Source organism: Candidatus Caccoplasma merdavium (assembly GCA_018715595.1).
Taxonomy (GTDB): domain Bacteria; phylum Bacteroidota; class Bacteroidia; order Bacteroidales; family UBA11471; genus Caccoplasma; species Caccoplasma merdavium.
Window position 1 is genome coordinate 1 of record DVLI01000011.1, and the last position, 21,532, is coordinate 21,532.

Here is a 21,532-nt window from a genome sequence, read left to right on the forward strand (position 1 = left end):
TGCCATAGCTCAGTTGGTAGAGCAAAGTACTGAAAATCCTTGTGTCCCCGGTTCGATTCCTGGTGGCACCACTTTGAAGAAAAGCAAAAGACAGTAAAATCCTGATTTCCAAGCGAAATCGGGATTTTTTGTTTTCCCCAAGCACGCAAAAAACGGCAAAATATTACCGTTCGAGGTGGAGCAAAAGGTGGAGATAAAAGGTGGAGCAAAAATCTCCACCGAATTAGAGCCTTTCTCACTGATTTGCAATGTTTTGCGTATCAAGAAAACGTGGTCGGTTTCCTACTTTTGTCCAAACTAAAAACTGTAGGAAAATGAAAAGAAGTTCATTTAATGTGCTTTTCTTCTTGAAGAAGACCAAGCTGCTGAAAAACGGAGAAGCATCCGTTTGTATGCGTATCACTGTAGATGGTACGCGAGTTGAAAACAACATCCGCAAGAGCATTGACCCATCCCTTTGGAGTCAGGCAAAGGAATCTGCCAGAGGCAAAAGTCGCAAATCATGCGATCTGAATGCCTATATCGAAAATGCGAGAATCAAATTACATCAGATTTTTTGTGAGCTGGAAGAACAGAACCAGCCGATAACGGCACGTCTGTTACAGGAAATATTTTTCGGACAGGACAAAGAACCGGAAGCGGTACGCACCCTCATCGGTACCATGCAGGAGCACAATGACCAATGCCGTGCCCTGGTCGGTAAAGACTATGCCCTGATTACCGTTCGCCGTTATGAAAGCTGCAAGCGCTATCTTGCCGAACTTATCAGACAGAAATACGGAAAGGATGATCTGCCGCTGGCGGAAGTCAACGGTGAACTGGTACGTGCCTTCGAATTTTATCTGAAGACGGAAAAGGAATGTCAGCAGAATACCGTCATCCGTTATATGAAGTGTCTGAAGAAGATTACCAATCTGGCACTGGCCAATGAATGGATAGCCAAGGATCCGTTTATCGGTATCAAGTTCCACGAAAAAGAAGTAATCCGTGAATTTCTTACCACGGACGAACTGCTGACCATCTACCACAAGGAGTTTCCTCTGGAGCGAATCACCGTAGTCCGTGATGTTTTTATTTTCGCCGCCTTTACCGGTCTGGCTTTCATCGACGTGCAACAGCTTTCCCCTGAGCATATCGTAAAAGACAACAACGGAAACCTGTGGATCAGGAAGCCGCGTCAGAAAACAAAGAACATGTGCAATATTCCGCTGCTGGATATTCCTTTGGAAATCCTGAGAAAATATGCAGATTATCCTGCCTGCAAAAAGAAAGGAGTATTGCTGCCTGTCCCCTGCAATCAGAAGATGAACAGCTACCTGAAAGAGATTGCCGACCTATGCCTGATAAAGAAGAACCTGACTACACACACTGCCCGCCACTCGTACGCCACATCTGTCTGTTTGGCCAATGGGGTAAGCATTGAGAATGTAGCCAAAATGCTCGGTCACTCCAATATCAAGATGACGCAGCACTATGCGAGGGTACTCGACAGTTCCATTCTGAAAGATATGAATAATGTAAGGGATGTACTTTCAGGCAATCTTTCTCGTTAACAGCAACCCATTCAAACAATTTAGAAATTATGTTGAATTATTCTATCATACGGATAATAAGCCGCAAATTCTGCGGTTAATTATCCGCATGATTCTTTTAGATAAGCTTTATATTAGCTTTATCGAGACAAATCCTTATCTTTGAAAATAAATATTAAAGAAAAGATATGATTGAGCCGTTCAGAGATTATGGAGATTTTGTACCTCAGAAAGATGAGCGAATTATCTGTTTCAATGTAAGCAAAACATATTTGGGTTGTGAACGTCCGAATTTATATGAATGTACCCGCAAATATTGGAGATTAAATGGTCAACGAGCCAATAATGCAGATTTAGTTTTTGCAATTTGTAGAGGTTATATTATTGGGGTCTTCAAGCCGCATCGCTGGTTTACGACTCAATGTGAGAGATACAAAGGAAGATGGGAATTTGAAGGAGAACAAATATTCGATTCTCCTTATCTGAATCAAGATATATCAAAAATTGTGCATAATCGACAAAATCCTATAATGTATATAAACATGTAGCTATATGACAGCTAATTCTGATTTAATAATATACCAAGAAAACGGACTTTATGGTCTAAAAGATTATAATGGTAATGTCATTATTTCACCCCAGTATAAGGAGATGTTTCCATTCAGTTGCGGCTTAGCTCTTGTTAGAAACAATAAGTTCCAATACGGTTATATAAATAAAGATAATAAACTCATAGTGCCATTCGATTTATATTCTTGGTGTGACCCACAATTCGTTTGTGGATATGCGCGGGTTGTACGCTATAATACAATAAGCCGGAAAGACAAATGGGGAATTATAGATACAAATGGTAATGTCATTGTACCTATAAAATATGATAAGATATGGTCTCTTAATGAAAGTTATCTACATTCGATTAAAGCTTTCATTAATAATAAAGAGATTTTAATAAATCTTTATGCCATTCCTAAATATGTTATTTTTGATGATCTCAAATATATAGCAACATATCCGATAGAAGATTTCAAAGCTATTTTTAATTGTACACGTATAGATGTTAAGGTAAATCCAAAGACAGAAGAGCTATTTTTCTCTTACGGGTGCCACACTGGATATGTTGCATTAAAATGTAAACCAACTTCGCCAGTTATATCAGTAGTTACCAATAGTGCCGGTTCTCTCTTTTTGCTTCTACATGAAAAAGAAGATACGGGAAAAACAAACTTTGAAAAAAGTATTTATAAAAGACATAGGGAAAAATCATCTAAACAACTTTCTAATACAACTTTTTGGGAATATGAAGAAGAAAATACAATAGATTCAGACAGTTGGAGTGACCCATATGGAGACGAACGGGCATATTATGATGGTTGGTCTAGAGAAGATGTCGAGTCTGGATTAGCTGATACATACGAATAATTCATTTCTGAAAAAATAAATCAAAAGAAACTTTAATCTATAAATTATTTAAGGTTTACAAAGTAAAATCACAAGAGTTAGTCAAGCATATCTAAAATGCTGATAAATATTGATTTCACTATTTCATGCGGATAATAAGCCGCAAAATTTGCGGTTAATTATCCGCAAAACCGTATATTTGCAGAAAACAGTGATACCTATGTATATACATGAACATAAAGAATGGCCTTATTTTTCGTGGAACAAGGAACTTGTCGGTGAGAAGCTGAACAAGGTAAACAAAGCTGTCGGTTATCTGATTGGACGCCTTAGTGTAATCGGTTTTAACGACAAGATGTCTGCCGTAGTTGAATCCATCTCTCATGACATCATTGCATCATCAGAAATTGAAGGAGTGGAATTGAACAATGAGCAGGTACGTTCATCTGTAGCCCGCAAACTTGGAGTACAACTACCGAATCCGACCGAATCCTCACGATATATAGACGGAGTAGTGGAAATGGCACTTGATGCAACTGTCAATTTCAACAGTCCGCTTACCCATGAAAGACTCTTTGGCTGGCACAACTGCTTGTTTCCTACCGGATGGAGCGGTCCAACGAAAATAGATGTAGCCCGATACCGCAGTGGAGAGATGAAAGTTATTTCTGGAATGTTCGGTCGGGAAAAGGTACATTATGTAGCGCCTGCTCCTGAAAGAATAGACGAAGAAATGAATCGATTTCTGGACTGGTTCAATTCAGATGTACATAACGGCTATGTCAAATCGGCGATAGCCCATTTGTGGTTTGTCTGTATCCATCCTTTCGATGACGGAAACGGACGAATCGGACGAGCCATTGCTGATATGGCACTTTCACAGGCTGAAGACTCAAAGATGCGTTTCTTCAGTATCTCCCATCAGATAAATAAGGATAAAAAACAGTATTACGACATATTGGAGAAAACGCAGAAGGGAGATTGTGAAATTACTGAATGGATTATCTGGTATCTTGACTGCCTGCTCCGTTCCGTCGAGCAATCCGACGAAACATTGTCGAAGGTTCTTAACAAGGCCATATTCTGGCAAACCCATGCCGAAACAGCCCTGTCCGAACGACAACGTGAAGTTTTGAATTTATATTTGGACGGTTATCCCGGCAAACTGACGGCTAAAAACTGGGCAAAACGTGTAAAGGTATCACCAGATACAGCAGCACGCGATATAAAAGATTTGGTGGAAAAAGGTGTGCTGGTTCCTCAGCAGGGGCGGGTTCGTGACGTATTCTACGGAATCCGGTGCAGTGACTCTATCCTTGTCATCCCCATGCCTGAAGATGTATAATTGTTCATCATACAAGCATAAAGGCTGTGTGACATCGGTTCATCCAGACCGGCACACAGCCTTTATGCCTATCTTTTATTTACCACTCATATATGCTTCCCGATAATTCTCCTGAAGCATTTTCTCAATATCACTCTCCCGGTAAAGGATTTTACCTCCCAACTGGTGATAGGATATTCTTCCTTCATTACGATAATCCTGAAGCGTACGTCTGCTCAGTTTTAATTGTGCCGACACTTCCTTATCAGTCAGATAGCGTTCGCCACCCAGTACGGGACGGTTTCCGACCGCCAGATTCTCAATCCCGACCAGCATACGGTCAAGACTTCCCATGATACGGTGTACCCATTCTCTGCTGTCTGTTCTCAGTTCACTCATGTTATTATGGATTTAGTGGTTATTGTTTAACTGTTATATGTTACGTCCTCTGTAAATAGCCTCTTTTTTTCTGTCCTCAACTTTCTTGACGATACCCTGTACATCCTCCGGCTTATAGAATATCTTGTGATTGATTTGAGAAAAAGGCAGTGTGCCGTTATCACGGAGTGTCTGCAAGGTGCGGGGCGAAATGTTCAGATACCGGCATACGTCCTGATTGTCCATCCACTTGTGCAGCGTCCTGTCGTTCTCCCGGTTGCAAATTTCCATGACCCGATGCTCAAAGTATTCAAACTTACGCACCAATTCCTCAAACAGTTGCTTTTCTATTCCTACAAATTCCATATCGTTTCCTTTTTTGTTGATTGATGTTTATTCTTTTTCGTTGTTTGCGACAAAGAAAAGCCATATATTCTGAAAGGCAATGGTTTCCGCTTAACTGGCAGCATGTGGCGCTGATTATCCTAGTTATGAGGTCACATTCATATCATTTTTCTGCAAATATTCCTACATTCAGGGACTCCATCCAATAATGAATTACAGAATAAAAGATCTATGAACCTGATTCAATAAAGGTCCATAGCAATGGATAAGGAATGGTTTATTTCCATGTAACCTTACTTCATCACTTTTCCAAGCCATTGATTAGATAAGGAAGCAAAGAAGTGTTCCTTCAATGATTCACAGACATGAATATTTACTACAGTACGACAATACGACATTAAGTCAGTAAATATTCAAGTCAATAGATCAGTAACTGTTTGACTCCCCGGTTCATTGTTTCTTCAAACAAGAAAAATACCGCATTCCACACCGATTGCTCCGCATGCAAACTGCAACAGGCCACATTGTTGTCACATCCCGACCAACTGTTTGACTATTGGAAACTTATATTCTTTTTTTGCCAGACAATTCATACCGAGACATATCGGAACATGGCAAACAAAATGAGAAAATACATGATGAACAGAAACGGAAAAACAGGCCTGTCCCCTCCATAAGATGATACCGACAACGGTATTATTTCTCCCCAATTTATAGGGAGCATATTCAGAGACGCTCAAAATAGCGGGATTCTGATTTTTAGTGGAGCAAGTTTGTGTTTCGGGCAGACCGAAACCGCTTGCTCCCACTACTGGATGCAGTGAGAGGTTCATCCCGCTGGTCTAATCAGTACATTCATTTTATACAATAGTCAACAGATGGAAAAGAAACAGAATACAGAAAGAAACAACAAGGGCGGCCGTCCTCCCAAGAGTACGACCGACAAACTGAAATATCGTGTTACCGTGAAACTGGCGACACCGGATTACTACACGCTGAAAAGCAGGGCAAGAAGCGCAGGCATATCGGCAAGCGAATACTTGAGGGAATGTTTCCGTAAGGGATATGTCCGGCAAAGACTTACAGCGGAACATTCCGACTATATCCGTAAGCTATGCGGTATGGCGAACAATCTGAACCAGCTGGCTCATAAGGCAAATGCCGGAGGGTTCGATACGGCAAAGCTGGAATGCCGTGTACAGGTGGCAAGAATCGAAGAACTTCTGAACCATATCCTGCTATGATTGCGAAGATTGTAAAGGGAAGCGGATTCCGTGAGGTTACCGGCTATATCATTGACAGTAAAAAGGATGCCAGGATTATCGCACATGCCGGTTTGTTCATTGAGGATGTTGCTACAATAACAAAGGCTTTCGAAGCACAGGCCGGCATGAATCCGAAAGTATCCAGACCGGTCGGACACATTGCACTGGGATTTTCCAAAGAGGATGAAAGCAGGCTGACCAGCCGGATTATGGCAGAAATAGCTTTGGAATACATGGAACGGATGGGCATAAGGAACACACAGTTCTTTATAGCTAGACATTTCGACAAGGAGCATCCCCATATACATATTGCCTACAACCGGATAGATAATGACGGCAGGACCATATCCGACAAAAACGAGCGGTTACGGAGTGCACGCATCTGCAAGGAACTGACCTTGAAATATGGTCTTCACATGGCCAAAGGCAAGGATCATGTCAAGACTGAACGCTTAAGGGAACCGGACAAGACAAAGTATGAACTTTACAGTCTGCTTAAAACGGAAGTCAGAAAAGCCGGAAACTGGAAGGAGCTGATTGCCGGATTAAACGAAAAGGGAGTGGATGTACGGTTCAAATACAAGGGGAAATCCGATGAAGTACAGGGTATCGTGTTCATCATGAACGGCTATTCCTTCAGCGGTTCCAAAATTGACAGGCAGTTCAGCTATTCCAAGATAGATGCCGCGTTAAAGACACCAGCATATTCGGAAACAAAAAGACAGGTAGTTGTTCAGAGTGAACCGGCATATCAACAGGAACCGCATGGCTATGAATTATACAGCGGTTCTTTAGGTCTGTTCACACCTAACCCGCAACCGGAACAACCTGAAGGCTATCCGGACGATTATTTGAGAAAGAAGAAAAAGAAAAAACAACGTAAAATAAGATGGTAAAGTATGAAAAAAATATTTCCGCTATATATGTTTGTTTCATATATAAACACTATATTTGTATTATATACCAACAATGCGGTCTATAATGGAAAATTTGAATAGAATAAAAGTCGTATTAGTAGAACAAAACAAAACGGGAAAGTGGTTGGCTGAACAACTTGGAAAAGATCGTTCCACCGTTTCTAAATGGTGCTCCAATAAGATTCAACCTGATTTAGCGACCTTGTCTAAAATTGCAGGATTGCTAAATGTGGATATTAGAGAGCTATTAAATAAAAGCATGTAAAAGTATGGCAAATAAAAATCTAAATAAGGCAAAGGAAGCAAAGAAAGATGAGTTTTATACTCAGCTTGATGATATCAATAATGAGCTAAAACATTATCGCGAACATTTTCGTGGTAAAACTGTATTATGTAACTGTGATGATCCACGAGTAAGTAACTTCTTTACCTATTTTGCATATAATTTTGAGTTCCTTGGTTTGAAAAAGCTGATTACTACATGCTACAAGAACCAGAATATGGATTTATTCAGCCAAAACCAAAGTGAACAGGCTGTATATCTAATTTATGAAGGAGACAAGAATGGAAATCATACTCCGGATGCAAATGAAATAGGAGTAATGCCACTGAAAGGAGACGGCGACTTTAGAAGTAAAGAGTGTATAGAATTACTCAAAGAAGCAGACATTGTAGTTACCAACCCTCCATTCTCATTATTTAGAGAATATGTTGCTCAACTGATTGAATATGACAAGAAGTTTTTGATTATAGGACATCAAAATGCAATTAAATATAAAGAGATATTTCCACTAATCCAACAAAACAAGTTATGGCTTGGTTACGGATTTAAGGGTGGTGCAGGACATTTCATTTCACATTACGAAGATACTGCTACTGCTGGAGATCATCGTGAAGGAATGATTCGCGTGTCTGGTGTTACTTGGTTTACAAATCTTGAAATAAAGAAACGGCACGAAAACTTAATCCTTTATAAGCACTATACTCCTGAGGAATATCCTAAATTTGAGAATTTTGATGCCATTAATATAAATCGTACAGAAGATATTCCTTGTGACTATAATGGTGTCATGGGGGTTCCTATTACATTTATGGATAAATATAACCCAGAACAATTTGAGATTCTTGGGGTAGGTATAGCAGGACTAGGATTGGCTGCTGGTGTCAAACCATATAAGCCTGAACATAAAAAATACCGTAAAGAAATTCAAAAACGAGGTGCTGTTGATGGAGATTTGTATATGATGAATGGAGAGGAAGTTGTTGTTCCATATAGTAGAATCCTTATTCAAAGAAAAAAATAAGAACTATGAAAGCCGAAGAAATAATAGAACTATTCCAGCAATTTGAGTCCATCGCCAATGAATACGAAGGTGTGGAATGCTGGAGTGCAAGAGAACTATCTACCTTATTGGGTTATGCTCAATGGCGTAACTTTGAGAATATCATAGAGAAAGCAAAAACAGCATGTGAAAATGCAGGTCAAGAAACAACATACCATTTTGCTGACGTCAGCAAAATGGTCACGCTTGGTTCTGGCTCTGTACGTGAGGTAAATGACTACATGCTGACGCGATATGCCTGCTATCTTATAGCACAAAATGGAGACCCCCGCAAAGCACAAGTAGCATTTGCACAAAACTACTTTGCTGTACAGACACGCCGAGCAGAATTGGTACAAAAGAGGATATTGGAACATGAGCGTGTTGTGGCACGCAACAAATTAGCTGAAACGGAAAACCGCCTGTCTGGCATTCTTTATGAGCGTGGCGTGGATAACAAAGGATTCGGCATTATCCGTTCTAAAGGCGACAAGGCATTATTTCATTTAGACACAGCATTATTAAAGCGTAGATTAGGCGCTCCTGACAATCGACCTTTAGCAGACTTTCTCCCAACAATCAGTATCAAAGCAAAAGATTTCGCTGCAGAAATGACTTCAGTGAATGTACAACAGAAAGATTTGCATGGCCAAGAACAAATAACCCGTGAGCATGTAGACAACAATGCTGCTGTAAGGAATATGCTGCTTCAACGTGGAATTGTTCCGGAACAGTTGCCACCGGGAGAGGATGTAAAAAAGGTAGAACGGCGATTAAAATCTGAGGAAAAATCCTTGACCAAGAAACAAAGCACAAGCAAAACTTCAAAAAAAGGAAAGGAGTAAGATATGCAGATAGAATTGAAATCAATAAAAATTGCAGATCTTATTGATGGTTATGTCAATGATCCGGATACAGGTGTTAAAGGCTACCATGGAAAGTTGGATATACGCCCACCTTATCAGCGTGAGTTCCGTTATGATGAAAAGCAACAACAGGCTGTAATAGATACTATACTTAAAGGGTTTCCTCTCAATATCATGTATTGGAGTGTGGATGATAATGGCAATTTTGAAATGATCGACGGACAGCAACGTACTCTTTCAATCTGCGGATTCTATACCCATGACTTCAATATAGTTGACCCTAACCGAGGTACACTTTATTATTCAACACTTACAGCTGAGGAAAAAGAGAAATTCCTCAATTATGAATTAACAGTCTATTTTTGTGAAGGAACTGATAAGGAAAAGTTGGATTGGTTTCGTGTAATCAACATTGCTGGAGAAAAACTTCTTGACCAAGAATTATTAAATGCAGTTTATTCTGGACCTTTTGTAACTGACGCACGTAGACACTTCTCAAAGAACGGTTGCCCGGCATATAAAATGGGGGCAGATTTTCTGAACGGAAATGCAATAGAACAAGCATATTTATCCACAATCTTAAAATGGGCAGCTCGTCATGACGGTGTAGAGAGTATTGACAAGTATATGGCTTTGCATCAGTTTGATCCAAATGCCAATAAACTTTGGGCTTATTTCGTATCAATCATCACATGGATACGTTCTACATTTGTTAAGTACCGCCGTGAAATGAAAGGTTTGGACTGGGGCGAAATGTTCGACAAATATGGTGATGGTGTCTATGATACCGCTGCGTTGGAAAAACAAATTCATGATTTGATGGAAGATGATGAAATCATGAAAAAATCCGGTATTTACCGTTATGTCCTGAGCGGTGATTTACGTGATTTAAGTTTCCGTACTTTTGATAAAAAACAGAAACGTGAAGCCTACGAACGCCAGAAAGGTATTTGTGTACATTGTGGAAAACACTTTGAGCTGGAGGAAATGGAAGCTGATCATATCACACCATGGAAAGAAGGTGGTACTACTGTGGCTGAGAATTGCCAGATGCTTTGTAAGAATTGTAATAGAATAAAAGGAGGGAAATAATATTTATTATGGCTAATAAACTCGATATATATCAGATATGTCTTCCCAAACGTTCAGGGACACTCAAAAATGTTATAATTAAGAAAAATAAAATTACAGATTCATCTATAACAAAAGCAAAGATATTTAATCTCTTTTATAGGAACTTATTAGAATTAATAGGGAGTAGTGTCTTTTGTATTGATTCTAAAAAAATGGGACTAACAATATTCAAAGGGAAGGGTGAGAAAATAAATACAATCTTAACATCTCATTCTTCATCTTTTGTTATTGAAGGGTTTATAGATGCCGGTCCTTATAATTCTATTCGTAAACTTGCTAAGTTATCAGATTTATCAAAAAGACGTACAATTAATAAAAGTGATATTATAACAGACAGATATTACTTCTATTTATATTTTCCTTGGGATTCGAGTATTGGTATATTAATGGTTCAATCTAAAGAAAATTCATCTATTCGTAGAGCTATAAAACCATTTATGGAGAATTTATTTAAAATTGACACTATAAAAGGATGCAGAGTCAATACATACTATCCCAAATGGTTAAAAGAGCATTTTATAGATGGTGCAAATTTATGTAGTTTGTCGTATGAGCAAGAATTTGTTACACAAATTCAGACTGAACAAGAAACTTTGATAAAATCAGAAGAATTTGATATTAAAGTAACTATTATTCCCAAAACAGGTAGAGAGAATATGTCCAATTCTGATACTGTAATAAATAAAATAGGAAATTTTTTTGGTATAAGAATTGGGGGAAATACACATTCACTTTCATCTTTTAGCAAAAAGAAAGGAGTAATGAGAAATGAAGATTTAAAAAAATCATTACCCTTTATAATAGATAAGGAAGATGAAATTCATCCTATCATACCAATTGATGAGTATATCTCTGCTGATGAAAATGGAGGTTTTAAGAGAAATGATTTAAAATCACTATGCGATAACTTTTTAGAGAAAATAAAATTAGAAATATATGGTTTTGAACACAAATGAATAGTAACATTCTTATATATTATTTATTTAAGCTCATTAAAGATGGACATGAATGGCAATATAAAAATATTAACGGAAAAGGGAGCAAGCCTAAATTATATTTTTCATTTTTGCAAATTATTGCATTATGTATCAGCGTTTTATTCTGTATCTCTGTTCCTCAAGGATTAACGACAGATGCAACAGATCATATTTTGACTTGTCTATCCATCATGGTTGCTCTATTTTTAAGTTTAATAATTGTCGTCTTTGATAAATCCAAACATATTGAGTCTTTAAATATAAAAAAGCGAGAAGATGAGACTTCCAATAAAACAGAAGCCTCTGTAACAGATTTCCATTTATGGAATTTTTTTTATCAATTTAATGCATTAACATCTTATGCAATCTTACTATCTGTCTTTGTTATTATATTAATACTTCTTACATTAAGTTTTAACGTAAAAGTAGATTTTTCGCAATACCATATTATCCCTTATAAACAGTGGAATAATGAAACTCTTATTACAACTTTAAATTTGGTATTGGTATTTCTAATAAGATTTTGTATTGTCTATTTTTTAATAGATTTCTTTATCATATGTTTTTATGCAATTTGCCATATGTATCAGTATATTAGATTGGACTTTTTAAAAAGAAGACCTGATATTCAGATTTATAATGAAGAAAAGATTTCAGAAACATTTAAACGTGAATGCGGATTTAATCTTTCTATTGTAAAAGGAATAATCATATTTTTTATATGCTTAATAATAAGTCTTGTTATTTGGAACTTTTTTTACAATATGAATCTATAATATGCAAACTGAATCCCCAAACATAGAGTTCAAAGAATCTTGGCGCAACGAATATCTAAAATGGATATGCGGTTTTGCTAACACACAAGGCGGTGTACTTTACATTGGTATAAAAGACAATGGTGAAATATATGGTATCCAGATAACAAGAAAATAATGGAAGGTTTTCCTAACAAATACGTGAGCTACATAGAGTTTATTTTTCCTAACGACAAGCAAAGTTGGTTGCAATAATATCGCCTTACGGCAAAAGGTTCAGCATTGAAAGTAAGTTTGAGGAATAGCAAATGGCAATAATTTAGATAATAAACATGAACGAAGAAAATAAAATAATCCTATATCAGGACGATAACGAAATAACTCGTGTATCGGTACGCTTTGCCGATGAAGACTTATGGTTGACACAGAGTCAGTTAGCAGAGATATATGACACATCACAACAGAATATTAGTCAGCATATAGACAATATCTACAAGGATGGAGAACTTATAGCAGAAGCAACTAACAAGAAATTCTTGTTAGTTCGTCAGGAAGGCAATCGTCAAGTAAGGCGTAATATAGACCATTATAATCTCGATATGGTCATAGCTTTGGGATATCGTGTCCAGTCTCAAATAGCAACACGCTTCCGGCGTTGGGCGACACAACGTTTACATGAATATATTCAGAAAGGTTTTGCGATGGACGATGAACGGCTGAAACAGGGAGGAAACCGCTATTTCCGAGAGTTATTGCAGCGTATCAGGGATATTCGCAGTAGCGAACGAAATTTTTACCAGCAGGTTACGGACATATATGCTACAGCTACGGACTATGATCCTCGTAGTGAAATGACTAAAACTTTTTTCGCCACCGTGCAAAACAAACTGCATTATGCGGTTCATGAGAATACAGCTGCAGAAATAATATACAACCGTGTGGACAATGAAAAACCGTTTGTCGGAATGACTAATTTCAAAGGTAATTACGTAACCAAAGATGATGTAAAAATTGCGAAAAACTATTTATCTGAAATAGAACTGCAACGACTGAATCTGTTAGTTTCAGGATTTCTTGATTTTGCAGAATTCCAGGCATTGGAGATGAACCCTATGTCTATGAAGGATTGGATAGAAGCTCTTGACAATCAGATTATAGCTCACAAACGAAAAATCCTGATTGGCAAAGGCAATATTTCACATAAACAAGCCATAGAAAAAGCTGAAAAGGAATTTGAGATATACCGCAAGCGAGAAATGGATATGCTTGAAAGTGATTTCGACAAAGAGGTTAAAAGATTAAACAAGAAATAAAGTGATATTATAATATGAATAATGCAATTGATTTAGCCTTTCTTACGGCAAAAGTAGCTACATTAAAAGATGAGAAAGCAAAAATGATTGTTGAAGGTGCTTCTTTAGCATATAACATAACTCAAGTTGCTCGTTTCCGATCTATGATTGTGGAGTTATCACAAATATGCAACTATATTGTGTACAAAGCTAGAATCATAGGAGAATGCACACAAGGAGAATATGATTTAGCTTTGGAGTGCCAACGGCAAATTGAAGAATGCAACAAACAAATAGCCAAACATGAAACAATGACTATGGTAGATGGTATATCTTTGCTTATTGATATGCTTGGTAATTTGAATAAAAAATAAATCGGTTGGAATTCCACACCGAAGTGGAGCAAAAATACAAGGCATCTGCTTGTATTTCAAAATAAAGCGTTACCTTTGTAGAGTAATAGGAAATCGACTCCGCAAGACACTGCAAAATATTGCAAGCATCCGGTGGAGCAATAGCGGGAGATTACTTCTTTAGCTAAAAGATACATCAAAGATATTCAGCCATTTATCGTTAGATTACGATTCCTGGTGGCACCACAAAAAGACCCGAACTTCATCGGGTCTTTTTTATTATGTGAATCTATCAATAACAGGGCGATAGATTCTGTCGATAATGCCAAAGCCTTACTTGTAAATTATCCTGCAAAAGGGGCTTGTTTTGACGGGAAGTTTATCGGAGCGATTCCCACGAATGCCATCGAAGATGGTGTTTCTGTCATGAACAGGGCTAAAACGATGTCCGCACCGCGCACGGTCAGGGGTGTGATGCAGTAAGCGACGTCACGACATGTCGTCCTTGTGCAATCGAAACGATGAGAATGAATCGAGATTTTATCAGGTGTTACCGACGACGATGTCACCACACGATTTCGGAAAGGCCGTCCTCCCGGAGGTATGCATTGGCCCGGCTGAAATGCCGGCAACCGAAAAAGCCTTTGTCGGCCGAACGCGGTGAAGGGTGTGCGGCCGTGAGAATCAAATGTTTGCGTGCGTCAATCAGTGGCGCTTTTTCGCGGGCATAACTCCCCCACAACATAAACACCAAGTTTTCCCGCTCTTCACTCAACAGCCGAATCACCGCATCGGTAAACTGCTCCCAACCTTGATTGCGGTGCGAACCGCTTTGATATGCCCGCACCGTAAGAATCGAATTCAACGAAAAAACACCCTGTTCGACCCAGCGGTCGAGATTTCCCGAGACAGGAACGGGCGTGCCCACATCTCGATGGATTTCCCGGAAAATATTGGCCAATGACGGGGGTACCGTCACACCGTCGGGTACAGAGAAACAGACTCCGTAATATTGTCCGGGGGTGGGATACGGGTCCTGCCCCAAGATGACGATTTTCACCTTCTCAAACGGGCAGGCATTGAACATGTGGAATATCTGCGAGCCTTTGGGCAAGACATGGGCATGAGCGTATTCTTCGCGCAAAAAAGAGACCAAATGCCCAAAATAGGGCTTATCAAACTCTTTCTGCAAACGACAGCGCCAACTCTCTTCTATTTTCACTTCCATCGTCTCGATCATTTATCAGGTCATCGGACACTATGCGTTCATTCTTAGCCGGGAATGGAACACGCCGCCTGCAATATCGAAAATTCCCGGCCGACAAACGGGCGTCTTCCCGAAAGGAAAGATGCAGTCAGCAAGATTCGATAAAATCGTGTTACACAGGCAATCACCCTGTCCCCGACATACGCCCTGTCCAAGAGGGAACCATCTCGTCCTTTTTTTAACGCTCCATTTTGAAAAAGAGAGCGAATATTGAGAAAAAGCCGTCCCGTTTTTGTCCCGGCTGAAAAACCAAATACCTCGCAACTATCTGATTGTCAAATAGTTGCGAGGTATTGTGTCGGGGTGACTGGATTCGAACCAGCGACCACACGCCCCCCAGACGTGTACTCTAACCGGACTGAGCTACGCCCCGATTGTTTGTGAGCGCAAAGGTAAGGCTTTTATTTATACCTGCAAACAAATTAACCGTTTTTTGCAGAAAAATTTGTTCTTTACCCGCATCACGAAAATTAAATTCCGAACATGTCGCGATAAAGGTCGAGTGAAAGGGTGATTTCCTCGCGGGTGGCCGTCTGGTTGATAACGACCTCTCCCACATCGGAGAGGAGCGTGAAATTGACGGTATCGGCATCGTTTTTCTTGTCATGGGTCATGCGCTCGTAGAGATAATCATAATCATCGCAAGTAATGACAAAGGTCCCGTAGTTCTCCCGCACATACGAGGCGAAACGGCGCAGCGTTTCGAGCGGGAAGCCGAGCCGTTGATGCGAAAGCAGCAATTCGCACACAAGCCCCCAGGCTACGGCATAGCCGTGCTGCACCGGGCGATGGCGATGGTGCGAAAGGCTCTCGAAGGCATGCCCGACGGTGTGTCCCAGATTGAGCGACTTGCGGAGTCCCTTCTCAAAGGGGTCTTCGGCCACGACCCGCTGTTTCACGCCTATCGACTCTTCGAGACGGGAGAGCATCTCGGGCGTGTCGGGTCGGGTGAGGTCGAGGGAGAACAAGGGCTCATACACCTCGGGCGAACTGATGAGGCCGTGTTTGAGCATCTCGGCAAAACCCGAGAGGAGATGTTCCCGCGAGAGCGTGGCAAAAAAGGCGGTGGTCACCAACACGGCTTCGGCCGGAGCAAAGGCGCCGATTTCGTTTTTCAAGCCGTTGAAGTTGATGCCCGTTTTGCCGCCCACCGCCGCATCGACGGCTCCCAGCAAGGTGGTGGGTATGTTGACATAGCGTATTCCTCTCTTGAACGTGGCAGCGGCAAATCCGCCCAGGTCGGTGACCATGCCGCCGCCGAGATTGACGATCATCGAGTGACGGGTGGCATGACGGTCGCTCAATGCCTGCCACACCGAGGTAAGCGATTCGAGCGTCTTGTGGGTATCGTCGGGGCGAATGTCGATATAATCGGCTGTCGCGAGCGCCCGACTGCGCGCAAGGAGGGGCAGGCAACTGCGTCGCGTGTTATCGTCGGTGAGGACAAACAGACGGTCGTAGGCATAGCGACCCAGCACCTCATCGAGGGTGGCGGCCACATCGGGAGTAAAAAGGAGTTGTTGTGCCATGACGGTTTTATTGCAGTTTTAATTGTGAATAAATCTCTTCGAAGCGGCGGGCCAACGAGAGCATATCGGGCAAGAGGCAGTCGGCGCCGGCATCGAGCAGTTCGCTGTCGGGCAACGGCCCCGTATTGACGGCCACGGTAAACACCCGGGCTGCCACGCCGGCCTGTACGCCCAGGGGGGCGTTTTCGACCACCATCGCCTGCCAAGGCTCCACGCCGGCTTTTCGCAATCCGATGAGGTAGGGTTCGGGATTGGGCTTGCCATATTTCACGTCGAAAGCGGTGACCATCGTCTGCGGAGTAAAAATGCCGGGATAGTCGTGCGCGAGCTTGTCGAGCAGCGAATGTTGTCCCGAGCCGGTGACCAACACCGGCGTGAGGCCGCGCGCCTTCACCTGCTGCAAGAAGTCGAGAGCGCCCGGCATGAGCGGCGCCTTGCCGCAAGCCTCAAAGAGTTCGCTCTTGCGGGCATATATCGTCTCTTTTTCGCTTTCGGTGGCATTGCGGCCATAGGCCCGGTTGAAAATCAAATCGATGGTCGACGCCCCGGTGCGCCCCTCGTAACGGTAAAACTCCTCGGGCGTGCAAGGTATGTCCAACGACGAAATGGCCCGATACCAAGCGTCGGCATGATAAGGCATCGAGTCGTAGAGAACACCGTCCATATCGATAAGCACGGCTTGGAGGTCGGTGTGTCCGAAACCGGTTTTCTGCAAATACGAATTTGTCAATACGCTCATAGAAACAGGATAATACCACACAAAGGTACAAACTATTTGGCAGGTGCCGAGAAAAGGATTATGAAAAAGCGAAATTTTTCTCTACTTTTGTATGCATCAAACCCTGCGATTCCTTTCTGGCGCAGGGTGCGACAAACCCGCACACATTTCTCCGTCCATGGCCCGATTTGCCGATGTAATCCTTCCGCTCCCGCTGGCGCGATACTTCACCTACCGCATACCCGAAACGTGGCAGGAGAGCCTCGTGTCGGGCAGCCGGGTCATCGTTCCGTTCGGACGCAAGCGCTACTACACGGCCATCGTCGTCCACCTGCACGACAACGAACCGCAGGGGTATGAGGTAAAAGAGATCTCGACCCTTCTCGACAGCGACCCCATATTGCGGCGGCCGCAGCTGCGCTTCTGGGAATGGATTGCCGACTACTACCTCTGCTCGGTAGGCGACGTTTTCAAGGCCGCCGTACCTTCGGGGCTGAAAATCGAGAGCGAGACGCAGATTTCCTGCAACGACGCGTTCGTCGAAGGGGAATCGCCGCTGAAAGACCGCGAAGCCACACTGCTCGACACCCTGAGCCTCCACGAGAAAATGAGCGTGCAGGATCTCGAAAAAGAGAGCGGCCTGCGCAACATCTTGCCGCTCGTGCGCTCGCTCATGGAGAAACAGGCGATTGTCGTTTCGGAAGAGCTGCGGCACAAATACCGACCCCGCACCGAGAGCTACATACGGCTGGCGCACATCGCCCCGGGCGATGGCGACAAACTGCGCGACCTCTTCGAGGAACTCAAAAACGCCAAGAAACAGTTGCGGCTGCTCATGTGCTACCTCGAACTGTCGCGGTTCATGCAAAAGGGAGAGCCACGCGAAGTCTCCCGCAAGGAGCTGCTCGAACGGGCGGAAGTCTCCCAACAGATTCTCAGCGCGCTCCTGTCAAAAGGCATCTTCGAGAATTACGCCAAAGAAGTCAGCCGCCTCTCCTGCCGGCCCCTGCGCACCGAGCCCCCCCACCCCCTCACAACCATACAGGAAAAAGCCTACCGGGCCATCATCGAGCGGTTCACCACCCACGCCGTCACCCTGCTGCACGGCGTCACGTCGAGCGGAAAAACCGAAATATACACGCACCTCATCGATACCGTCGTGCGACAGGGTCGCCAGGTCCTCTACCTCGTTCCCGAAATTGCACTGACCACCCAACTCACCTCCCGCCTGCAACGGGTGTTTGGCGACAAATTGGTCATCTACCACTCCAAATTCACCGACAACGAACGGGTGGAGATATGGAACAACCTGCTGCACGACCGGGGCGCCCAAATCGTCCTCGGGGTGCGCTCCTCGATATTCCTGCCGTTCCGCGACCTGGGACTGGTCATCGTCGACGAAGAGCACGAGGTCAGTTACAAGCAGCAAGAGCCGGCCCCCCGTTACCATGCCCGCAACGCCGCCATCGTCCTGGCATCGATGCACGGCGCCAAGACCCTGCTGGGCACCGCCACCCCCGCCATAGAGAGTTACTACAACGCCCAGAACGGCAAATACGGACTGGTGGAACTCCTTACCCGGCACGAAGAAATCGACCTCCCGCGCATTCTCACCATCGACATGGGCGACCTGCGCCGCAAACGCCGCGTATCGTACGACAGCAACCTCTCCCCGCAACTGAAAGAGGCTTGCGAAGAGGCTCTCGACAAGGGCGAACAGATAATCCTTTTCCAGAACCGCCGGGGTTTCGCCCCCATGGTCGAGTGCCGCCTGTGCGCCTGGACACCCCGTTGCACCCGATGCGACGTGAGCCTCACCTACCACAAGCACACCAACCGCCTCGTGTGCCACTACTGCGGATACGAGCAGGAAGTGCCGACCCGTTGTCCCTCCTGCGGCGAGGCAAGCATCGTGATTCGCGGCTTCGGCACCGAACGCATCGAGGAAGAGATACACCACACCTTTCCCGGTTACCCTGTTGCCCGCATGGACCTCGACACCACCCGCAACCGCAAAGCCTACGAGCAGATTATCGCCGACTTCGAGCAACAGAAGAGCCGCATTCTCATCGGCACGCAGATGGTGACCAAAGGGCTCGACTTCGACCATGTGAGCGTCGTGGGCATACTCAGCGCCGACACGTTGCTCAACTATCCCGATTTCAGGGCCCACGAGCGGGCGTTCCAAATGATGGAGCAGGTGGCCGGGCGCGCCGGACGCAAAAACCGGCAGGGGAGCGTCATACTACAAACGGCGCAACCACAACACCCGGTCATCGGGCAAATCATGCGTCACGACTATGCCGGCATGTATGCCACCCAGATTGCCGAACGCCAACAGTTCAACTACCCGCCCTTCACGCGCCTCATCTACATCTACCTCAAACACCGCGACGAAACGACGCTCGAAGCCGCAACCCGCAACCTGGCCCGGCGCCTCTATCCCATTTTCGGACAACGGGTCTCGGAACCGCACACGCCACCCGTTGCGCGCATACAGCTGCTATACATTCGCCGCGTCATGCTCAAAATAGAGCACACGGCGTCCATCAAGAAAGTACGAGAAATTTTACGTCAGGCCCAGGAAGAAGTGACCGACGACAGCCGTTTCAAGGGGCTCATCATCTATTACGACGTAGACCCGCTGTAACGGTTACCGCTTGAAGTATTTCCCCACGAAAGGCAACTCGGCCAGCGGCACGTCTTTCTTCACCGCATAGGCGACAAACACCACCAGCAGCACCGTGCGGAAGGCCAACAACGCCGCCGTATGGGCAATGGGCACATACATCGCCGCCACATAAAGCACGGCGGCCAAAAGGAGATACCGGAAGGCCGCCCCCCACTTATAGGGCACCGGATAATACTTGCGCCCCACGGCATATGAGGCCACCATCATCGACAGGTAGCACAGGAACGCCGCCCACGCGCAGGCCATGTAACCGTAGCGGGGCACGAAAAGAATATTGACGAGCAGGGTTATCGCCAGTCCGAAGAGCGAGAAAATCGTACCCCAGTAGGTGCGGTCGGTCAGTTTGTACCACAGGGAAAGATTGTAGAAGATACCGAAGAACAACTCGCCCGCCATCACGATGGGCACCACGGCAAGTCCCGAGAAATAGCGCGGAGAAATAAAATATTTCAACACCGGGAGAAAAAACATCACGCCCAGGAAAATCAACAACCCGAAGATGATGAAATAGTGCATGGCATCGACATAGGCTTTCTGGCTGTCTTCGCCCCGGCTGCGGCTCTTGGCAAAGACAAACGGCTCATAGGCAAAACGGAACGCCTGAATGAACATGACCATGACGATGGCAATCTTGTAATTGGCGCCATACACGCCGAGCTCGGCCATGGCCCGGTCGGGGTCGCCCACCAGCCACGGATAGATGAGCTTGTCGATGGTCTGATTCATAATCCCGGCCAAGCCCATGATCAGGAGCGGGAACGAATAGACAATCATGCGCCGCCAAATCTCGGCGTCGAACCGGTAGCGTACCTTCGCCACTTCGGGGAAGAGCACCACCAGCGTCACGGCCGAAGCAATCAGGTTGGAAAGGAAGATGTAGCCCACCCCGAAGTCGGGCCGGTAAAACCAGGCTATCCACTCCGGGTGGTTTCTCTGCAAGACCGGGCACAACAGAATAAAGAAGAGGTTCAGTCCGATGTTGAGGAATATCGACAACAGCTTGATGCCCGCAAAACGAAGCGGGCGCTGCTTGTATCGCAAATAGGCGAACGGCAACGACGTGAAGGCATCAATGGCCAGCGTCGCGGCCAACATCATCACATAACGGGGGTCGCCCGACGACCCGAGCACCGAGGAGATGGGCGCGAGGAAAATCCACACCGCCAGCAGGAACGCCGACGACGTAACGGCCAACGAAACAAGCCCCGTGGTGTAGACACGCATCGGGTCGCTGTATTTCTCATGATTGGCAAACCTGAAAAAGCCGGTCTCCAAACCGTATGTAAGGATAATCAGCAACAGCGCCACCAAAGAATAGAGGTAGGTCACCACACCATATTCGGCCTGCGTGAAGACGTGGGTGTAGAGCGGTACCAGGCACCAGTTGAGAAAACGCCCCACGATACTGCTCATGCCGTAAACGGCGGTATCCTTGGCCAAACTTTTTATTCCGGACATTTCGTTTTCG

Annotated in this window: 21 protein-coding genes, 2 tRNA genes and 1 pseudogene; 17 read left to right on the top strand and 7 right to left on the bottom strand. The window is 44.1% G+C overall.

What is annotated here, in order from left to right:
• Position 1 precedes the first annotated feature (1 nt).
• The 5 genes from IAD09_03360 (at position 2) to IAD09_03380 (ending at position 4,275) form a co-directional block, all read left to right on the top strand.
• A tRNA-Phe gene (locus tag IAD09_03360) sits at positions 2-71 on the top strand.
• 243 nt (positions 72-314) lie between these two features.
• Positions 315-1,553, top strand: a complete 1,239-nt coding sequence (locus tag IAD09_03365; protein ID HIT81266.1) for a site-specific integrase — start codon at positions 315-317, stop codon at positions 1,551-1,553.
• A gap of 167 nt (positions 1,554-1,720) precedes the next feature.
• A complete protein-coding gene (locus IAD09_03370) occupies positions 1,721-2,080 on the top strand; it encodes a hypothetical protein (GenBank protein ID HIT81267.1) in 360 nt (119 codons plus the stop codon).
• A 4-nt stretch (positions 2,081-2,084) separates the two neighbouring features.
• Positions 2,085-2,951 (top strand): WG repeat-containing protein, encoded by an 867-nt coding sequence (locus tag IAD09_03375; protein ID HIT81268.1) that lies wholly within the window; start codon positions 2,085-2,087, stop codon positions 2,949-2,951.
• Positions 2,952-3,150: 199 nt separating this feature from the next.
• Positions 3,151-4,275 (top strand): Fic family protein, encoded by a 1,125-nt coding sequence (locus tag IAD09_03380; protein ID HIT81269.1) that lies wholly within the window; start codon positions 3,151-3,153, stop codon positions 4,273-4,275.
• A gap of 75 nt (positions 4,276-4,350) precedes the next feature.
• Here IAD09_03380 and IAD09_03385 read toward each other — a convergent pair whose 3' ends face one another.
• Both IAD09_03385 and IAD09_03390 read right to left on the bottom strand, forming a co-directional pair.
• Positions 4,351-4,653 (bottom strand): helix-turn-helix domain-containing protein, encoded by a 303-nt coding sequence (locus IAD09_03385; protein HIT81270.1) that lies wholly within the window; start codon positions 4,651-4,653, stop codon positions 4,351-4,353.
• A 33-nt stretch (positions 4,654-4,686) separates the two neighbouring features.
• Complete coding sequence (locus IAD09_03390) at positions 4,687-4,998, bottom strand: helix-turn-helix domain-containing protein (protein ID HIT81271.1); 312 nt, start codon at positions 4,996-4,998, stop codon at positions 4,687-4,689.
• Positions 4,999-5,855: 857 nt separating this feature from the next.
• On the opposite strand from IAD09_03390, the gene mobC reads away from it, so the two are divergent.
• From mobC to IAD09_03445, 11 genes and pseudogenes are all read left to right on the top strand, one after another.
• Positions 5,856-6,221 (top strand): plasmid mobilization relaxosome protein MobC, encoded by a 366-nt coding sequence (mobC, locus tag IAD09_03395; GenBank protein ID HIT81272.1) that lies wholly within the window; start codon positions 5,856-5,858, stop codon positions 6,219-6,221.
• Positions 6,218-7,138 carry a relaxase/mobilization nuclease domain-containing protein gene (locus tag IAD09_03400; protein ID HIT81273.1) on the top strand — a complete coding sequence of 307 codons (921 nt, stop codon included), beginning with the start codon at positions 6,218-6,220 and terminating at the stop codon, positions 7,136-7,138. The genes mobC and IAD09_03400 overlap by 4 nt, the downstream gene beginning before the upstream one ends.
• Before the next feature lie 85 nt (positions 7,139-7,223).
• A complete protein-coding gene (locus tag IAD09_03405; GenBank protein ID HIT81274.1) occupies positions 7,224-7,424 on the top strand; it encodes a helix-turn-helix transcriptional regulator in 201 nt (66 codons plus the stop codon).
• 4 nt (positions 7,425-7,428) lie between these two features.
• A complete protein-coding gene (locus IAD09_03410) occupies positions 7,429-8,463 on the top strand; it encodes an adenine-specific methyltransferase EcoRI family protein (GenBank protein ID HIT81275.1) in 1,035 nt (344 codons plus the stop codon).
• Between the two features lie 5 nt (positions 8,464-8,468).
• On the top strand, positions 8,469-9,326 hold the full coding sequence (gene dinD, locus IAD09_03415) for a DNA damage-inducible protein D (GenBank protein HIT81276.1): 858 nt from the start codon (positions 8,469-8,471) through the stop codon (positions 9,324-9,326).
• 3 nt (positions 9,327-9,329) lie between these two features.
• Positions 9,330-10,439 carry a DUF262 domain-containing protein gene (locus tag IAD09_03420; protein HIT81277.1) on the top strand — a complete coding sequence of 370 codons (1,110 nt, stop codon included), beginning with the start codon at positions 9,330-9,332 and terminating at the stop codon, positions 10,437-10,439.
• Between the two features lie 8 nt (positions 10,440-10,447).
• Positions 10,448-11,437, top strand: a complete 990-nt coding sequence (locus IAD09_03425; GenBank protein HIT81278.1) for a hypothetical protein — start codon at positions 10,448-10,450, stop codon at positions 11,435-11,437.
• Complete coding sequence (locus tag IAD09_03430; GenBank protein HIT81279.1) at positions 11,434-12,234, top strand: hypothetical protein; 801 nt, start codon at positions 11,434-11,436, stop codon at positions 12,232-12,234. The genes IAD09_03425 and IAD09_03430 overlap by 4 nt, the downstream gene beginning before the upstream one ends.
• 1 nt (position 12,235) lies before the next feature.
• A pseudogene (locus IAD09_03435) lies at positions 12,236-12,468 on the top strand (ATP-binding protein).
• 77 nt (positions 12,469-12,545) lie between these two features.
• Complete coding sequence (locus IAD09_03440) at positions 12,546-13,526, top strand: virulence RhuM family protein (protein HIT81280.1); 981 nt, start codon at positions 12,546-12,548, stop codon at positions 13,524-13,526.
• Between the two features lie 14 nt (positions 13,527-13,540).
• The gene (locus tag IAD09_03445; GenBank protein HIT81281.1) at positions 13,541-13,879 is read left to right on the top strand and encodes a hypothetical protein; all 339 of its coding nucleotides are present in this window, start codon (positions 13,541-13,543) and stop codon (positions 13,877-13,879) included.
• Positions 13,880-14,423: 544 nt separating this feature from the next.
• On the opposite strand, the gene ung is transcribed toward IAD09_03445, so the two are convergent.
• From ung to IAD09_03465, 4 genes are all read right to left on the bottom strand, one after another.
• Positions 14,424-15,086 (bottom strand): uracil-DNA glycosylase, encoded by a 663-nt coding sequence (ung, locus tag IAD09_03450; protein HIT81282.1) that lies wholly within the window; start codon positions 15,084-15,086, stop codon positions 14,424-14,426.
• A gap of 337 nt (positions 15,087-15,423) precedes the next feature.
• Positions 15,424-15,498 (bottom strand) — tRNA-Pro (locus tag IAD09_03455).
• Positions 15,499-15,595: 97 nt separating this feature from the next.
• Positions 15,596-16,654, bottom strand: coding sequence for a 3-dehydroquinate synthase (gene aroB, locus IAD09_03460; protein ID HIT81283.1), 1,059 nt, complete (start codon positions 16,652-16,654; stop codon positions 15,596-15,598).
• 7 nt (positions 16,655-16,661) lie between these two features.
• Positions 16,662-17,393, bottom strand: a complete 732-nt coding sequence (locus IAD09_03465; protein ID HIT81284.1) for an HAD-IA family hydrolase — start codon at positions 17,391-17,393, stop codon at positions 16,662-16,664.
• Between the two features lie 157 nt (positions 17,394-17,550).
• Between IAD09_03465 and priA the strand changes: the two genes are divergently transcribed.
• The gene (gene priA, locus IAD09_03470) at positions 17,551-20,022 is read left to right on the top strand and encodes a primosomal protein N' (protein ID HIT81285.1); all 2,472 of its coding nucleotides are present in this window, start codon (positions 17,551-17,553) and stop codon (positions 20,020-20,022) included.
• 3 nt (positions 20,023-20,025) lie between these two features.
• On the opposite strand, the gene IAD09_03475 is transcribed toward priA, so the two are convergent.
• Positions 20,026-21,522: an oligosaccharide flippase family protein gene (locus IAD09_03475; protein ID HIT81286.1), complete on the bottom strand. Its 1,497-nt coding sequence runs from the start codon at positions 21,520-21,522 to the stop codon at positions 20,026-20,028.
• Positions 21,523-21,532 lie beyond the last annotated feature (10 nt).

Coding starts and splice junctions, on each gene's coding strand:
- IAD09_03365 (HIT81266.1), top strand. CDS start 315: ATGAAAAGAAGTTCATTTAATGTGCTTTTCTTCTTGAAGAAGACCAAG.
- IAD09_03370 (HIT81267.1), top strand. CDS start 1,721: ATGATTGAGCCGTTCAGAGATTATGGAGATTTTGTACCTCAGAAAGAT.
- IAD09_03375 (HIT81268.1), top strand. CDS start 2,085: ATGACAGCTAATTCTGATTTAATAATATACCAAGAAAACGGACTTTAT.
- IAD09_03380 (HIT81269.1), top strand. CDS start 3,151: ATGTATATACATGAACATAAAGAATGGCCTTATTTTTCGTGGAACAAG.
- IAD09_03385 (HIT81270.1), bottom strand. CDS start 4,653: ATGAGTGAACTGAGAACAGACAGCAGAGAATGGGTACACCGTATCATG.
- IAD09_03390 (HIT81271.1), bottom strand. CDS start 4,998: ATGGAATTTGTAGGAATAGAAAAGCAACTGTTTGAGGAATTGGTGCGT.
- mobC (HIT81272.1), top strand. CDS start 5,856: ATGGAAAAGAAACAGAATACAGAAAGAAACAACAAGGGCGGCCGTCCT.
- IAD09_03400 (HIT81273.1), top strand. CDS start 6,218: ATGATTGCGAAGATTGTAAAGGGAAGCGGATTCCGTGAGGTTACCGGC.
- IAD09_03405 (HIT81274.1), top strand. CDS start 7,224: ATGGAAAATTTGAATAGAATAAAAGTCGTATTAGTAGAACAAAACAAA.
- IAD09_03410 (HIT81275.1), top strand. CDS start 7,429: ATGGCAAATAAAAATCTAAATAAGGCAAAGGAAGCAAAGAAAGATGAG.
- dinD (HIT81276.1), top strand. CDS start 8,469: ATGAAAGCCGAAGAAATAATAGAACTATTCCAGCAATTTGAGTCCATC.
- IAD09_03420 (HIT81277.1), top strand. CDS start 9,330: ATGCAGATAGAATTGAAATCAATAAAAATTGCAGATCTTATTGATGGT.
- IAD09_03425 (HIT81278.1), top strand. CDS start 10,448: ATGGCTAATAAACTCGATATATATCAGATATGTCTTCCCAAACGTTCA.
- IAD09_03430 (HIT81279.1), top strand. CDS start 11,434: ATGAATAGTAACATTCTTATATATTATTTATTTAAGCTCATTAAAGAT.
- IAD09_03440 (HIT81280.1), top strand. CDS start 12,546: ATGAACGAAGAAAATAAAATAATCCTATATCAGGACGATAACGAAATA.
- IAD09_03445 (HIT81281.1), top strand. CDS start 13,541: ATGAATAATGCAATTGATTTAGCCTTTCTTACGGCAAAAGTAGCTACA.
- ung (HIT81282.1), bottom strand. CDS start 15,086: ATGGAAGTGAAAATAGAAGAGAGTTGGCGCTGTCGTTTGCAGAAAGAG.
- aroB (HIT81283.1), bottom strand. CDS start 16,654: ATGGCACAACAACTCCTTTTTACTCCCGATGTGGCCGCCACCCTCGAT.
- IAD09_03465 (HIT81284.1), bottom strand. CDS start 17,393: ATGAGCGTATTGACAAATTCGTATTTGCAGAAAACCGGTTTCGGACAC.
- priA (HIT81285.1), top strand. CDS start 17,551: ATGGCCCGATTTGCCGATGTAATCCTTCCGCTCCCGCTGGCGCGATAC.
- IAD09_03475 (HIT81286.1), bottom strand. CDS start 21,522: ATGTCCGGAATAAAAAGTTTGGCCAAGGATACCGCCGTTTACGGCATG.